The sequence below is a fragment of the Seonamhaeicola sp. S2-3 genome, assembly GCF_001971785.1.
Taxonomy (GTDB): domain Bacteria; phylum Bacteroidota; class Bacteroidia; order Flavobacteriales; family Flavobacteriaceae; genus Seonamhaeicola.
The window spans coordinates 591,071-605,342 of record NZ_CP019389.1 but is presented as its reverse complement, the minus strand read 5'-3'; the positions used below and the strand labels follow the sequence as shown (position 1 = coordinate 605,342).

At 32.7% G+C, this 14,272-nt stretch carries 14 protein-coding genes; 8 read left to right on the top strand and 6 right to left on the bottom strand.

Annotated elements, in window-relative coordinates; all coding sequences use genetic code 11:
* Positions 1–36 precede the first annotated feature (36 nt).
* The 3 genes from BWZ22_RS02945 (at position 37) to era (ending at position 2,541) form a co-directional block, all read left to right on the top strand.
* A complete protein-coding gene (locus BWZ22_RS02945; protein ID WP_076697883.1) occupies positions 37–702 on the top strand; it encodes a bifunctional 4-hydroxy-2-oxoglutarate aldolase/2-dehydro-3-deoxy-phosphogluconate aldolase in 666 nt (221 codons plus the stop codon).
* Between the two features lie 110 nt (positions 703–812).
* Positions 813–1,544 carry an FKBP-type peptidyl-prolyl cis-trans isomerase gene (locus BWZ22_RS02940; protein ID WP_076697882.1) on the top strand — a complete coding sequence of 244 codons (732 nt, stop codon included), beginning with the start codon at positions 813–815 and terminating at the stop codon, positions 1,542–1,544.
* 112 nt (positions 1,545–1,656) lie between these two features.
* Positions 1,657–2,541 (top strand): GTPase Era, encoded by an 885-nt coding sequence (era, locus tag BWZ22_RS02935; RefSeq protein ID WP_076697881.1) that lies wholly within the window; start codon positions 1,657–1,659, stop codon positions 2,539–2,541.
* Between the two features lie 113 nt (positions 2,542–2,654).
* Here era and BWZ22_RS02930 read toward each other — a convergent pair whose 3' ends face one another.
* The gene (locus tag BWZ22_RS02930; RefSeq protein ID WP_076697880.1) at positions 2,655–3,176 is read right to left on the bottom strand and encodes a GTP-binding protein; all 522 of its coding nucleotides are present in this window, start codon (positions 3,174–3,176) and stop codon (positions 2,655–2,657) included.
* Between the two features lie 114 nt (positions 3,177–3,290).
* Between BWZ22_RS02930 and der the strand changes: the two genes are divergently transcribed.
* Positions 3,291–4,595, top strand: a complete 1,305-nt coding sequence (gene der, locus BWZ22_RS02925; protein ID WP_076697878.1) for a ribosome biogenesis GTPase Der — start codon at positions 3,291–3,293, stop codon at positions 4,593–4,595.
* An 8-nt stretch (positions 4,596–4,603) separates the two neighbouring features.
* Here der and BWZ22_RS02920 read toward each other — a convergent pair whose 3' ends face one another.
* From BWZ22_RS02920 to BWZ22_RS02900, 5 genes are all read right to left on the bottom strand, one after another.
* Positions 4,604–5,407: a YgcG family protein gene (locus BWZ22_RS02920; protein WP_076697877.1), complete on the bottom strand. Its 804-nt coding sequence runs from the start codon at positions 5,405–5,407 to the stop codon at positions 4,604–4,606.
* Positions 5,408–5,451: 44 nt separating this feature from the next.
* Positions 5,452–5,889 (bottom strand): TPM domain-containing protein, encoded by a 438-nt coding sequence (locus BWZ22_RS02915; RefSeq protein ID WP_076697876.1) that lies wholly within the window; start codon positions 5,887–5,889, stop codon positions 5,452–5,454.
* A gap of 11 nt (positions 5,890–5,900) precedes the next feature.
* Positions 5,901–6,497, bottom strand: coding sequence for a LemA family protein (locus BWZ22_RS02910; RefSeq protein ID WP_076697875.1), 597 nt, complete (start codon positions 6,495–6,497; stop codon positions 5,901–5,903).
* Between the two features lie 97 nt (positions 6,498–6,594).
* Complete coding sequence (locus BWZ22_RS02905; RefSeq protein WP_076697874.1) at positions 6,595–6,924, bottom strand: MerR family transcriptional regulator; 330 nt, start codon at positions 6,922–6,924, stop codon at positions 6,595–6,597.
* Entirely contained in the window at positions 6,924–7,895 is a 972-nt protein-coding gene (locus BWZ22_RS02900; protein WP_076697873.1) for a M23 family metallopeptidase, read from the bottom strand. The genes BWZ22_RS02905 and BWZ22_RS02900 overlap by 1 nt, the downstream gene beginning before the upstream one ends.
* A 212-nt stretch (positions 7,896–8,107) precedes the next feature.
* Here BWZ22_RS02900 and alaS point away from each other — a divergent pair, with 212 nt between their 5' ends.
* The 4 genes from alaS (at position 8,108) to BWZ22_RS02880 (ending at position 14,216) form a co-directional block, all read left to right on the top strand.
* Positions 8,108–10,720, top strand: coding sequence for an alanine--tRNA ligase (alaS, locus tag BWZ22_RS02895; RefSeq protein ID WP_076697871.1), 2,613 nt, complete (start codon positions 8,108–8,110; stop codon positions 10,718–10,720).
* 46 nt (positions 10,721–10,766) lie between these two features.
* Positions 10,767–11,717: a GSCFA domain-containing protein gene (locus BWZ22_RS02890; RefSeq protein WP_076697870.1), complete on the top strand. Its 951-nt coding sequence runs from the start codon at positions 10,767–10,769 to the stop codon at positions 11,715–11,717.
* Positions 11,718–11,797: 80 nt separating this feature from the next.
* On the top strand, positions 11,798–12,340 hold the full coding sequence (locus BWZ22_RS02885) for a DUF6252 family protein (protein ID WP_076697869.1): 543 nt from the start codon (positions 11,798–11,800) through the stop codon (positions 12,338–12,340).
* A 22-nt stretch (positions 12,341–12,362) separates the two neighbouring features.
* Positions 12,363–14,216 carry a PQQ-binding-like beta-propeller repeat protein gene (locus BWZ22_RS02880; RefSeq protein WP_076697868.1) on the top strand — a complete coding sequence of 618 codons (1,854 nt, stop codon included), beginning with the start codon at positions 12,363–12,365 and terminating at the stop codon, positions 14,214–14,216.
* Positions 14,217–14,272: the final 56 nt, after the last annotated feature.

Genomic DNA, 14,272 nt, shown 5'->3' with positions numbered 1-14,272 from the left:
AACAGTTAAAAAAATAAACGAATAAATATTAAAAAAATGGCACAATTTACAAGATTAGAAGTTGCTCAGGCAATGAAAGATACAGGAATGATTCCTTTATTTTTCCACAATGATATAGAATTAAGCAAAAAAGTATTAAAAGCATGTTATGATGGTGGTGCACGCTTAATGGAATTTACCGCTCGTGGCGATTTTGCTCATGAAGTTTTTGGTGAGTTAACCAAATATGCCATAGCAGAATTACCTGGTATGATTATGGGGGTAGGTTCTGTAACAGATGCAGCACAAGCATCACTATATATGGCTTTAGGAGCTAACTTTATAGTAACTCCAGTATTAAGAGAAGATATTGCAATTGTTTGTAACAGAAGAAAAGTACTTTGGTCTCCAGGTTGTGGTACATTAACCGAAATTACAAGAGCTGAAGAGTTAGGGTGTGAAATTGTAAAATTATTCCCTGGTGATATTTACGGACCACAATTTGTTAAAGGTATAAAAGGACCACAACAATGGACATCTATTATGCCAACAGGCGGTGTTGCTCCAACAGAAGAAAACCTAAAAGCTTGGTTTGATGCTGGAGTAACCTGTGTAGGTATGGGGTCTAAATTAATTTCTAAAGAAATTATTGCAAATAAAGACTATGCTAAATTAGAACAAGATGTTAGAAATGCTTTAGCAATTGTAAAATCTGTTAGGTAGCATACATATGGTTTGATTAACAAGAGCCTCAATTTATTGGGGCTCTTTTTTTTTATTCTGAACATAAATTCGTTAATTCGCATCACATAAAACATCAAACAATTTAAATAATGAAAATAGAAAAAGTTTTAAGCCTTTTTGCATTGGCTTTATTAGTAGTATCATGTAATCAAAATGGAGCACAAAATAAGCCTTTAAAAACACAAGCAGATTCGCTAAGTTATGCCATTGGTATGGATGTAGCTAGAAATGTTGGTGTTAGTTTTGATGCCAATGAGTTTGATCATGATCTTTTCTTTCAAGGTTACAGAAATGTTATTGATTCAGCAGAAGTTAAAATAGATCAAGCAGCAGTTCAAGGTATTATTAGAACTTACATGCAGAAAAAACAACAAGAACAGTTTGAAAAACAACAAGCTGAAGCTAAACAAAAAGCAGAAGAGCAATATGGAGATTTAAAAGCCGCTGGAGAAAAATTAATGGCAGAAAATATTTCTAAAGAAGGTGTGCAAACTACAGAAAGTGGTTTACAATATATTGTTTTAAAAGAAGGAGATGGTGAAAAACCAACACCTACAGATAGAGTTAAAGTACACTACCACGGTACATTATTTGATGGTACTGTGTTTGATAGCTCTGTTGATAGAGGTGAACCAGCTACATTTGGAGTGGGGCAAGTAATTAAAGGATGGACAGAAGGTTTACAGTTAATGTCTGTAGGGTCTAAATATAAATTCTTTATCCCACAAGAATTAGCATACGGTTATCAACAAAAAGGACAACACATTAAACCATTCTCTCCATTAGTGTTTGAAGTAGAATTATTAGAAATAGTTAAATAAAACTATTCAAAATAAATTTTTAAAAGCAGGAAGTTTTCTTCCTGCTTTTTTTGTTTGTGCTATTATAGTGTAATAAAGTAATCAAGGTTGTAACTTTGCAAAAAATATAAACATGAGTCATAAAGCAGGTTTTGTAAATATTATAGGCAACCCAAATGTTGGTAAATCAACATTAATGAATGCTTTTGTTGGTGAAAAATTATCAATAATAACATCTAAAGCTCAAACTACCAGACATCGTATTTTAGGTATTGTAAATGGCGATGATTTTCAAGTATTAATAAGTGATACCCCAGGAATTATAAAACCAGCCTATGAGTTGCAGGCCTCTATGATGGACTTTGTTAAATCTGCTTTTGAAGATGCCGATATATTAATTTATATGGTTGAAATTGGAGAAAAAGAACTTAAAGACGAAGCATTTTTTAAGAAAATAACTAATTCAAAAATACCTGTTCTATTACTGCTTAATAAAATTGATAACTCTAATCAAGAACAACTAGAAGAACAAGCCGAATTGTGGCAAAAAAAAGTACCAAATGCAGAGTTTTTTCCAATTTCAGCATTAACTGGCTTTAATGTAAAAGAAGTATTTAATAGAATTATAGAGTTGCTTCCAGAGTCGCCTCCATTTTACCCAAAAGATCAATTAACAGATAAACCAGAGCGTTTTTTTATAAACGAAAGCATAAGAGAAAAAATTCTACTTCACTATAAAAAAGAAATACCTTATGCTGTTGAGGTAGAGACCGAAGAGTTTCATGAAGAAGAAAATATTATTAGAATTCGGTCAGTTATTATGGTTGAACGCGAAACACAAAAAGGAATTATCATAGGTCATAAAGGAAGTGCTTTAAAACGTGTAGGGGTTGAAGCTAGAAAAGATTTAGAAAAATTCTTCGGGAAACAAATTCACTTAGAGCTCTATGTAAAAGTAAATAAGAACTGGCGTAGTAACCAAAACCAACTAAAACGTTTTGGTTACAATAACAACTAAAAGCTAATCATTACTTTATGTTTAAGTAACTGTAACTTTACATTTGTAAAATACATTTGTACCATCAAAATTTGTTAAGCTTTTTGAGTTAGTTAGTTTAGTTATAAAAAGTCTTAGTTAAGTTCTTTAGTTAAGGCTTTTTCTTTTTTTAGTATCTGGTTCATAAAATCATTAAGTTTATGCATTTCATTTTTATTAGAGTTTTTACCAATGCTTCCTGCAAAGTATAGGGTAAACCAAATAACTACCATTAAAACCATAATACAAATTTGTATTATATAATCACTATCTAGTTTCCAATTGGTATATGCCCAAATACCAAACCCAATAAATAAACATGCTACAATAAAGTGTAAAAACATAAACATAGTCCAAACTGTTGGGTTAGGACCAAACAATCCGTATAAAAGACTTGTGTTATTATCTATTTCATCAATTTCTAAATGAAGTTGAGGTGTCCAAAACTGTTGGTCTTTTTTAGGAAATTTTATAAAAACATGATTATCTAATCTAGTAACAACAAATTCAGAATATTCTTTTTTAGCATTTTCAAAAGCTTTTAATAGAACTTCGTTATTTTTATTAAGTTTTTTTTTAAATCTAGGGCGTAAAACTATGTTGTTACTGGTTGGCATTTAGTTGGTAGTTTAATATTGTTAAAGTACTATTTTTTATTTAAACAGTAATAGTCTCTAAAAAGATGTACTTTTGCAAAATGTTTCAAACAGAAACTCAAATCTTTTAAGTATATGAGTAATATAGTAGCAATTGTAGGAAGACCAAATGTAGGGAAATCAACATTTTTTAATCGTTTAATCCAAAGACGTGAAGCCATTGTTGATGCTGTAAGTGGGGTTACTAGAGACCGTCATTATGGTAAAAGTGATTGGAACGGAAAAGAATTTTCTTTAATTGATACTGGAGGATATGTTGTTGGTAGCGATGATATTTTTGAAGCCGAAATTGATAAGCAAGTAGAATTAGCTATTGATGAAGCCGATGCCATTATTTTTATGGTAGATGTGGAAACAGGGGTTACAGGAATGGATGAAGATGTTGCGAAACTGCTACGAAGGGTAAACAAACCAGTATTTTTAGTAGTAAACAAAGTTGATAATGCTAAAAGAGCCGAAGATGCTGTTGAGTTTTATTCATTAGGGTTAGGAGATTATTATACTATTGCCAGCATTAACGGTAGTGGAACAGGAGAATTGTTAGATGCCTTAGTTGAGGCTTTACCAGAAAAAGAAGAAGTTGAAGAAGAGGAGCTACCAAGGTTTGCAGTTGTTGGTCGTCCTAACGCTGGTAAATCTTCGTTTATAAATGCTTTAATAGGAGAAGATAGATACATAGTTACCGATATTGCTGGAACTACAAGAGATGCTATAGATACCAAATACAATCGTTTTGGATTTGAATTTAATCTAGTAGACACCGCGGGTATTCGTCGTAAATCCAAAGTTAAAGAAGATTTAGAGTTTTATTCGGTTATGCGTAGTGTTCGTGCTATTGAGCATGCCGATGTTTGTTTACTTGTTGTTGATGCTACTAGAAATTTTGATGGGCAAGTGCAAAACATTTTCTGGTTAGCAGAACGTAATAGAAAAGGTATTGTTATTCTTGTTAATAAATGGGATTTGGTTGATAAAGACCATAAGTCTGTTAAAGAGTATGAAAAATTTATTCGCAAGCAAATAGAACCCTTTACAGATGTACCCATTGTGTTTATTTCAGCCTTAACAAAACAACGTATTTATAAAGCAATTGAAACGGCAGTTGATGTATATAAAAACCGATCTAAAAAAATAAAAACAAGTACTCTAAACGATGTGCTGTTACCAATAATAGAAAGTTATCCGCCACCAGCATATAAAGGTAAGTTTGTAAAAATAAAATACGTTATGCAGTTGCCTACACCACAACCACAATTTGCATTCTTTTGTAACTTACCACAGTATGTAAAAGACCCGTATAAGCGTTTTCTTGAAAATAAACTTAGAGAACATTTTAACTTTACAGGAGTACCTGTTAGTGTTTATATGCGTAAGAAATAAGTTGTAATTTACCAGCTTCCGCCAGCGCCACCACCAGAAAAACCGCCGCCACCGAAGCCACCGCCAAAGCCGCCACCAGAAGACCATCCGCCTCCAGAGCTACCCCAACCACTTCTGCCACTGCTTGACGAGCGCCCCATGTTACTTAGAATTATAGCTTCTAAGATACTGGTGCTATTAGTCCTGTTTCCTCTATTTCCACCAGATCCTCCACCGTGTCGTTTTGAGATAGAAATTAGAATAATAAAGAAAATAAAAATGAACAGTATAAAGAATCCCACAGGGAAATCATTATTATTAGATTTTCTGCTACCTTGATACTCGCCATTTAATACTTTAAAAATGGCATCACTACCTTTATCTAAGCCAGAATAATAATCCCCTTTTTTAAATTCAGGAATTATAACATTTCTTATTAATTCTCCCGTAATACCTGCGGTTAATTTATGCTCTACACCATAGCCTGGTGATATCCATATTTGTCTATCATCTCTTGCAAGTAATACAAATACACCGTTATCTTCTTTTTCTTGTCCAATACCCCATTTATGAGCCCACCTTGGTGTAAGTAAACCTATGTTTTCTCCTTGTGTTGTTTTTATTATAGCTACAACAATTTGGGTTGAAGTAGTGTCAGAATATTTAATTAATTTTTGTTCTAAACTGCTTTTTTGAGTAGGGGTTAATAAATTAATATAATCATAAACACTAGTTTGAAATTTTGGTGTATCAGGAATATCAAACTGTGCAAAAGATAGATTAAAAGAAAAAAGAGCAAAGCAAAGTATTGAAGTAAAAGAAATAGATTTCATTTTAAAATACTGTTTGCTGAATATAGATAAATGCATACTGATTTTTAACCTTTTGAAATTTCGTTTGACAGTTCGTTAGTGTCAGAATCGGTGTATGGGAAATATTTTTTTAATTGTTCGCCAGACATTAAGATGCCTTCAACCAAGCCTTGTTTAAAATTACCTGTTTTAAAATGTTTTTGAATGATGTCTTTGGTGCTATCCCAAAAATCATCAGATACCACATCGTTAATGCCTTTGTCTCCATAAATAACAAAGTTTTTGTCTTCAACAGCTACATAAATTAACACCCCATTTAAATCTTTGGTATTGTCCATTTTTAAAGAGTGAAACACTTCTAGTGCTCTGTTTGTAGCATCACCGTTAGCAGTTTTTTCAATATGAACACGTATTTCACCAGAGGTATTTAACTCTGCTTCTCTAATGGCTTCAACAATTTCCTCTTCTTCAGATGCAGAAAGAAAATTTTCAATTTTAGACATATAGTAATGTATTAAAATTCCATTTCTTCAACTTCAACAGGTTTTTCGGCACCAACTTCAGCATCAAAGTATGGTTTTTCATCAAAATTTAAAATACCAGCTAGAATACTTCCAGGAAACTGTCTTACATGATTGTTGTATGGACGTATAGCTTCGTTAAATCTGGTTCTAGCAGTTTGTATTGTGTTTTCAGTACTTGTTAACTCGTCCTGAAGTTTTAAGAAGTTTTGATTCGTTTTTAATTCAGGATATCTTTCAACAGTAACTAATAAACTTTTAAGAGCACCACTTAAGCCACCTTGAACTTGGTTGTATTGAGCTAATTGTTCAGGTGTAACTTTTGAAGGATCTATAGTAATAGAGGTAGCCTTAGCACGGGCGTTTATAACAGCCTCAAGAGTACCTTTTTCAAAGTTTGCAGCACTTTTTACTGTGTTTACTAGGTTTCCTATTAAATCATTTCTTCGTTGGTAGGAGGTTTGAACATTTCCCCAAGCTTCTTTAACGGTTTCGTCAAGTTGAACAGCCGTATTATTAAATCCTTTTCCCCAAGAATACAGTCCTATAACTACTATTCCAACAATAATCCATGGTAAAAATTTTTTCATGATAAGTTATTTATATAATTTGTTAATGGTTAATAGATATGACACTTAATTTTAAAAAAAGTTACAAAAATAAAAGCTCTTTTTAAGTTTATAAAAGCTAAAGGTGTTCTTTAATTTTTATTAATTGTACTTTTATTTCTTCTAATTTGCTTACAATTTCAAAGTTGCTGAGCGCTTCTTTTTTTTCTTCTTTTAAATGAATTTTAGCGCCTTCTAAAGTAAAACCACGCTCTTTAACTAAATGGTAAATAAATTTAAGATTTTTTATGTCTTCTGGTGTAAACTTACGGTTACCTTTTGCATTTTTTTTAGGCTTAAGTATATCAAACTCTTTTTCCCAAAAACGAATTAATGAGGTATTAACACCAAATGCTTTGGCAACTTCGCCAATACCGTAATATCGTCTTTCTGGTAAGTCTATATGCATTAATCTAAAGATTGATTTTCTAAGGATGCGTGTTCTAGCAATTTACTAAATTCTTCGGCAGTTAAACTTCCGTAATAGAAGTTAATAGGGTTAATTCGTTTACCATCTTTAAAAATTTCATAGTGTAAATGAGGCCCTTGAGATCTACCTGTGCTACCAACAAACCCTATTAAATCGCCACGTTTTACCTTTTGGTTTTTACGTACGTTGTATTTGTAAAGGTGTGCGTATAAGCTAACATAACCAAAGCCATGATCTATTCTTATGTGTTTACCATAACCACTGGCTCTAGAGTCTGCTCTAACTACTTTGCCATCACCACTAGCATAAACAGGGGTGCCTCTAGGAGCTGTAAAATCCATACCCCAGTGCATTTTTCTAACTTTAGTAAAGGGGTCTGTACGCATACCAAAACCAGATGCCATTCTAGTTAAATCTTCATTACTAACAGGTTGTATGGCAGGAATTGCAGCCAATAATTTTTCTTTTTCTTCGGCAAGAGCAGCAATTTCATCAAGCGATTTAGATTGTACCACAATTTGCTTTTGAAGAATATCTAAACGTTTATTAGTTTCAATAATTAATTCAGAGTTATCAAAACCTTCTAAGTTTTTATATCTGTTAATTCCTCCAAATCCAGCTTTTCTTTGAGCTTCGGGTATGGGGTTGGCTTCAAAATAAACACGATAAATATTATTGTCTCTCTCGGCAACACTAGCTAAAACAGCTTCGGCCTCAGACATTTTTTTGTTTAATATATCATATTGTAATTGCATATTTTGCAATTCACGTTTTAAAGCTTTTTCTTTAGGAGATTCTATGTATTGGCTAGCAATAAAAACAAATCCAAACCCAAATAAAGCCGAGGCTAAAAGAAACACTGTTATGTACTTTAGTGTTCGTCTTTTTTTGCGCTCAATTTTTCGGTAAGAAAGCGATTCTGGATCGTAGTAATATTTTACCTTACTCATTACGTTATTTATACTATTTTTGCATCTAATAATTTCAAGCCCAAAACTTGAGTTTTATGCTTAACGACCAAACTTGATAATTATTATTTTGATGTTTGTTGATAACCTATTAAATATAATAAGCTTAGCAAACACCAAAATTTAAAAATAGAATTTGGTGAGTAAAGATAAAAATTGTTTTACAATTTATACAATTAATAAAATTTATACGTGTGAAGTCACAAGAGATTCGATCTAAATTTTTAAGTTTTTTTGAAAATAAAAAGCATAGTATTGTTCCATCTGCACCTATGGTGTTAAAAGATGATCCTACTTTAATGTTTGTAAATGCGGGTATGGTGCCTTTTAAAGAATATTTTTTAGGCAATTCACAACCCAAAAGCAGTAGGATAGCAGATAGCCAAAAATGTTTACGTGTTTCTGGTAAACATAATGATTTAGAGGAGGTTGGTTATGATACTTACCACCACACCCTTTTTGAAATGTTGGGGAATTGGAGTTTTGGAGATTATTTTAAAGAAGAAGCCATAGCTTGGGCATGGGAGTTGCTAACAGAGGTCTTTGGTATAGATAAAGATATTTTATACGTTACTGTTTTTGAAGGTGATGAAGATGATAAACTACCTATGGATACCGAGGCGTATGATTTTTGGAAAAAACACATTTCTGAAGACCGAATTTTAAAAGGAAATAAAAAAGATAACTTTTGGGAAATGGGAGACCAAGGTCCCTGTGGCCCCTGTAGTGAAATTCACGTAGATATCCGTTCTGCCGAAGAAAAAGCTAAAGTAGATGGTAAAGATTTAGTGAATATGGACCATCCGCAAGTTGTAGAAATCTGGAACTTGGTTTTTATGCAATACAACCGTAAAGCCAATGGTTCATTAGAGCCTTTACCAAATAAGCATATAGATACTGGTATGGGCTTTGAGCGTTTATGTATGGTTTTACAAGGCGTTCAAAGTAATTATGATACCGATGTTTTTACGCCGCTAATCAGGGAGGTTGAAGCTATTACTCATAAAGATTATGGTAAAGATGAAAAAATTGATGTAGCTATTAGAGTTATTTCAGACCATGTACGTGCTGTAGCATTCTCTATAGCAGATGGACAATTACCAAGCAATAATGGAGCAGGTTATGTAATACGAAGAATTTTACGTAGAGCTGTGAGATATGGTTTTACATTTTTAGACAAAAAAGAACCATTTATATATCGTTTGGTTGATGTTTTGAGCAAAAAAATGGGAAAAGCTTTTCCTGAATTGAAATCTCAAAAACAACTTATAGAAAATGTTATTAAAGAAGAAGAAAATTCTTTTTTAAGAACACTAGAGCAAGGTTTAATTCTTTTAAATAGAATTGTTGAAGAAACTAAAGGCGAAACCGTTTCTGGCGCAAAAGCCTTTGAATTGTATGATACCTATGGTTTTCCAATAGATTTAACCTCGTTAATTTTAAATGAAAAAGGTTTAAAATTAGATGAAGCTGGATTTGAAAAAGAACTGCAAAAGCAAAAAGAACGCTCTAGGGCTGCAAGTGAAATGTCAACCGATGATTGGACGGTTTTAGTTGATGATGCCGACCAAGAATTTATAGGTTATGATACCTTAGAAGCTAATGTAAAAATTACACGATACCGTAAAGTAACCTCTAAAAAAGGAGGTGAAATGTATCAACTAGTTTTTAACTTAACACCATTTTATGCCGAAGGTGGAGGGCAAGTAGGAGATAAAGGATATTTAGAAGATGTAAACGGTGATGTTGTTTATATTTTAGATACTAAAAAGGAAAATAACGTAATCATTCACTTTGCTAAAAATTTACCTAAAAATGTTGAAGCGACCTTTAAAGCGGTTGTTGATGCCAAACAACGTTACCGTACAGAGTGTAATCACACTGCAACGCATTTACTGCACCAAGCATTAAGAGAAGTTTTAGGAACCCATGTAGAGCAAAAAGGTAGTGCGGTACACTCAAAGTATTTACGCTTTGATTTTTCTCATTTTTCAAAACTAACTGTTGAAGAGTTACGCGATGTAGAAAACTTTGTAAATGCTAGGATTGATGGGAAATTACCTCTAGAAGAAAAACGAAATATCCCAATGGAAGAAGCCATAGCCGAAGGCGCAATGGCTCTTTTTGGTGAAAAATATGGCGATACCGTAAGAGCAGTTCGTTTTGGGCAATCTATTGAGTTGTGTGGTGGTACTCACGTAAAAAACACTGCCGACATTTGGCATTTTAAAATTATTTCTGAAGGAGCCGTAGCTGCAGGAATAAGGCGTATTGAGGCTATAACCAATGATGCTGTTAAGGAGTTTTATCATGAAAATAATAGAGCTTACTTTGAAATGAAAGATTTGCTTAACAACGCAAAAGAACCAGTTAAAGCACTTCAGAATTTACAAGAAGAAAATGCTAAATTAAAAAAGCAAATAGAATCTCTTTTAAAAGATAAAGCTAAAAATATAAAAGGCGAATTAAAAAGTGAATTGACAGAAATAAACGGCATTCAATTTTTAGCTAAAAAAGTAGATTTAGATGCAGCAGGAATAAAAGATGTAGCTTTTGAATTAGGAAGTCAGTTTGATAATTTATTCTTATTACTAGGGGCAGAGCAAAACGGAAAAGCTTTATTGTCTTGTTATATTTCTAAAGAATTAGTGGCAAGCAAAAATTTAAATGCAGGACAAGTTGTGCGCGAACTAGGAAAACACATTCAAGGTGGCGGAGGCGGACAACCATTCTTTGCAACGGCTGGAGGGAAGAACCCTAGTGGAATAAATGAAGCTTTAAAAGCTGCTAAAGAATATTTGAGTTAACAATTTATCATCCCGAAACTTGTTTCGGGATTTTTACTCATTTTAAATGAACTTTCAAACCAAAATATCATTAAGCAAGCAACCTCATAATCTAATAGATTACAAGTCTAAAATACTTTTGTTAGGTTCTTGTTTTACAGAGCATATTGGTAGTAAGTTAGAGTATTTTAAATTTCAGTCTAGTGTAAATCCCTTTGGAATTTTATTTCACCCAAAAGCTATTGAAAGTTTAGTTTCAAATGCTGTAAAAGGTAACGTTTACTCAAATAATAATATCTTTTTTAATAATGAACAATGGCATAGTTTTGATGCGCATTCTAAATTAAGTAATGTTTCAAAAGATGAATTATTGAAATGTTTGAATGAGCAAATCAAATTAACTAATCAACACATTCACGAATCTACACATGTTGTCATTACCTTAGGAACTGCTTGGGTATATAGGCATATTAAAACAAAGGCTGTTGTAGCTAATTGCCATAAAGTACCGCAAAAAGAATTTAAGAAAGAGTTGTTGTTAATAGACACAATTTCAGACTCTTTACAAAATATAGTAGACTTAATTAGAAGTGTAAATACTAATGCGTCAATTATATTTACAGTATCTCCTGTACGTCATTTAAAAGATGGTTTTGTTGAAAATACGCTAAGTAAATCACTTCTTATTTCGGCTATTCACCAAGTAATAGAAGCAAGAAAAAATCTTCACTATTTTCCTTCTTATGAAATTATGATGGATGAATTACGAGACTATCGTTTTTATAACGAAGATATGATTCACCCTAACCCTACAGCTATAAATTATATTTGGGAAAAGTTCAAACTTGTTTGGTTTACAGAAGAGGTATATAAAATCATGGATGAGGTAGATGTTATTCAAAAAGGATTACAACATAAACCTTTCAATCCAAATTCAGAAGCACATCTTCAGTTTCTTCAAAAATTAGAAAAAAAGAAAGCTCAATTAAGCTTAAAAGTTCCACACATCGTATTCTAAATATACGCAATTCATCGTATTGATTTAACTCCTCAGTTGTTGCAGTTTTGTGATGCTATTAATCATAAAATAATTCAACAATGAAAAAATTAAATTTATTCTTGCTTTTGCTTGTAACAATGTCATTAGTAACTTTTTCCTCATGCTCTAGCAGTGACGATGGAGGTGATGGAGGTAATGCACCCTCAGGATTGTTAATTGCAAAAGTAGATGGCGAGTCTTTTAAATCTTTTGAGCTATCATCGTCTGCTACTATTACAAATACAGCTTCTACCAAAAGCTTGTTAATAATAGCTACAAATAGTGATGGCAATGCATTTTCAATGACCATTTTTGGTTATGAAGGAGCAGGAACGTATGAGTTTACCGGAGCTAATTTAGCAATAACTAATGTGGCATCTTATTCAGAAACAGATGTTAATTTAAGTAACCCTACAGCTTCAACAACAGAGCTTTGGCAAGCACCTTATGATGATACTTTGGTAGGAACCATTTCAATAAGTGAAGAAACAGATACCAACGTTATTGGAACTTTTAGTTTTAAAGCAAAAAATGTTAACGGAGATGGTTCAATTAAAAATATAACAGAAGGTTCTTTTAACCTAAAAAAACAAACCACATAATACAACTAAACAAAATTCAACAATGAGAAATTTAAAACAAATAGTGATACTTGTAGCGGTTTTGTTATTAGCTCACGCCGGATGGACTCAAAAAACCACCCCAGATTATCAATATGCTTTTAATGGTCAAGTAAAATGGTTAATGCTTCATGAGTCAGGAACTTTATTAGCTTCAACAGGAGAGGCCTTGGCAGGCATTCGTCCTAATAGTAGTGAAGTGTCATTTAAATTAGAGCGCCTAAAACGTGTAAAAGAAGAAAATTTAGAGTTTGTTCCAAACACACCTTACTTAATAGTTAAACCACGTGGTATGTTTACACATACGGTTGTAGTTGATGTAGTAAAAGGAAAAATTGTATTTGATTCTAAAGCCGAAAAATGGCAAAATGGTGTAACTAGCCGACATTTTTTAGCCCCAGAAATGATGTTTGTTGTTAACGGTATGCATAAAGAAGAGGGACTTGGTCAATATAAAGCTGGTGTAGGTTTGTACGATTTAAAAACTGGAAAACTTGTTAGAATTTTTGAACGAAAGCCATCAAACCCTATGACAGGAAAGCCAGATATTATGGGAGATAATATTATTATTCCTGGATTAAAAAATGTGGAGTGTTATGATATTAATTCTGGTGCTGTAAAATGGACTGCTAATGTTAAAAATGCCACTCAAATAGTTACAAATGAAGATTCTAAAGAAGTATATGCCTTCCGTTCTAAAGGCGATAACACCGTGGTTTATAAAGTTAATGCAGATAATGGAGCTTCTTTATGGCCAGAAGGTAATAAAATTAAAGGGGTTATTTCTACTATAGAATTTACTAAACATGGTTTAGCTATAGTAACAAACATTTTAAGTGGCGGAAGTAAATTAGCTAGTAAATTAAAAGGCTCTGGTACTTCAAAAGTGTATTTGTTAGACTTAAATTCTGGGGCAGATTTATGGGATAAATCTCCTAAAACTAAAGGTATTATTAATCATTTTTATATTGAAGACGATGGTATAATTTTCGGTGTATCAGATGGAGGAATTAATAAAATTGCTTTTGATGGCACACCACGATGGAAAAAACCTTTAAAAACAGGCCCTGGTATTCAAATTATGGCTACAGTTCCTAAAGGCTTATTATATATTTCTGAAACCGATGCCGATATTATTGATATGACAAGTGGTGAGTCGGTTTTTGGTAAAGCTATCAAATATAAGCGTTCGGCGGCAGTAGCTTCTGCCTATGATCAAATAAGAGATCGTTTTTTAATTACTTGTAAAGATGGTGTTTATGAAGTAGATGGTAATAATGGAGAATATAACTTAATAGCTAAAGGAACTAAGTTTGAAGGAAAAGAAGACCCAACAGGTATTGATGTAAGAGAAACAGGAATATTGCTTACAGCATCACAAAATTTAGAAATGTTAGATTTTCAAGGAGATTCTAAATGGCATACTTATAAAAGAGCTCCAGGTAAAAGTGCTTTTGGAGCCATTGTAATGGGAGCTTTAACTGCAGCTTCAATGACCATGGCATCGGCTCATTCATATAGAGCGGGGGCTATGAAAGGAGCTGGTGTGCCCTCTTATAATTCAGTATTACAAAGAGAAGAGGCAGCAGCAGATATGTTTAGTGATATTGCCGATGCATCTTTTCAGGAAATGATGAAGCGTTTTAAAGCAACTAAAGCTACGGCAAACGCATCGTTTATTTTAACTAAGGTTGATGAAGGTGTTGCCCTAGTAAAAGTAGATAAAGACTCTGGAGAGACTATGAATGAAATAGTTATAGAAGATAAAAAACCTATGTATGAGGTTGATGATTATGCTGGGTTTCTTTATTTTAAAGATAAAAGCAACAATGTAAGTGCTTACAATTTAAATAAGTAAAATCTTGTTGTTGAGATTTGTATGATTGGGCGTAGTAAATTATTTTATTGCGCTTA

Excerpts from the sequence above, each read along its gene's own strand:
- BWZ22_RS02945 (WP_076697883.1), top strand. The coding sequence starts at position 37 with ATGGCACAATTTACAAGATTAGAAGTTGCTCAGGCAATGAAAGATACA.
- BWZ22_RS02940 (WP_076697882.1), top strand. The coding sequence starts at position 813 with ATGAAAATAGAAAAAGTTTTAAGCCTTTTTGCATTGGCTTTATTAGTA.
- era (WP_076697881.1), top strand. The coding sequence starts at position 1,657 with ATGAGTCATAAAGCAGGTTTTGTAAATATTATAGGCAACCCAAATGTT.
- BWZ22_RS02930 (WP_076697880.1), bottom strand. The coding sequence starts at position 3,176 with ATGCCAACCAGTAACAACATAGTTTTACGCCCTAGATTTAAAAAAAAA.
- der (WP_076697878.1), top strand. The coding sequence starts at position 3,291 with ATGAGTAATATAGTAGCAATTGTAGGAAGACCAAATGTAGGGAAATCA.
- BWZ22_RS02920 (WP_076697877.1), bottom strand. The coding sequence starts at position 5,407 with ATGAAATCTATTTCTTTTACTTCAATACTTTGCTTTGCTCTTTTTTCT.
- BWZ22_RS02915 (WP_076697876.1), bottom strand. The coding sequence starts at position 5,889 with ATGTCTAAAATTGAAAATTTTCTTTCTGCATCTGAAGAAGAGGAAATT.
- BWZ22_RS02910 (WP_076697875.1), bottom strand. The coding sequence starts at position 6,497 with ATGAAAAAATTTTTACCATGGATTATTGTTGGAATAGTAGTTATAGGA.
- BWZ22_RS02905 (WP_076697874.1), bottom strand. The coding sequence starts at position 6,924 with ATGCATATAGACTTACCAGAAAGACGATATTACGGTATTGGCGAAGTT.
- BWZ22_RS02900 (WP_076697873.1), bottom strand. The coding sequence starts at position 7,895 with ATGAGTAAGGTAAAATATTACTACGATCCAGAATCGCTTTCTTACCGA.
- BWZ22_RS02890 (WP_076697870.1), top strand. The coding sequence starts at position 10,767 with ATGAACTTTCAAACCAAAATATCATTAAGCAAGCAACCTCATAATCTA.
- BWZ22_RS02885 (WP_076697869.1), top strand. The coding sequence starts at position 11,798 with ATGAAAAAATTAAATTTATTCTTGCTTTTGCTTGTAACAATGTCATTA.
- BWZ22_RS02880 (WP_076697868.1), top strand. The coding sequence starts at position 12,363 with ATGAGAAATTTAAAACAAATAGTGATACTTGTAGCGGTTTTGTTATTA.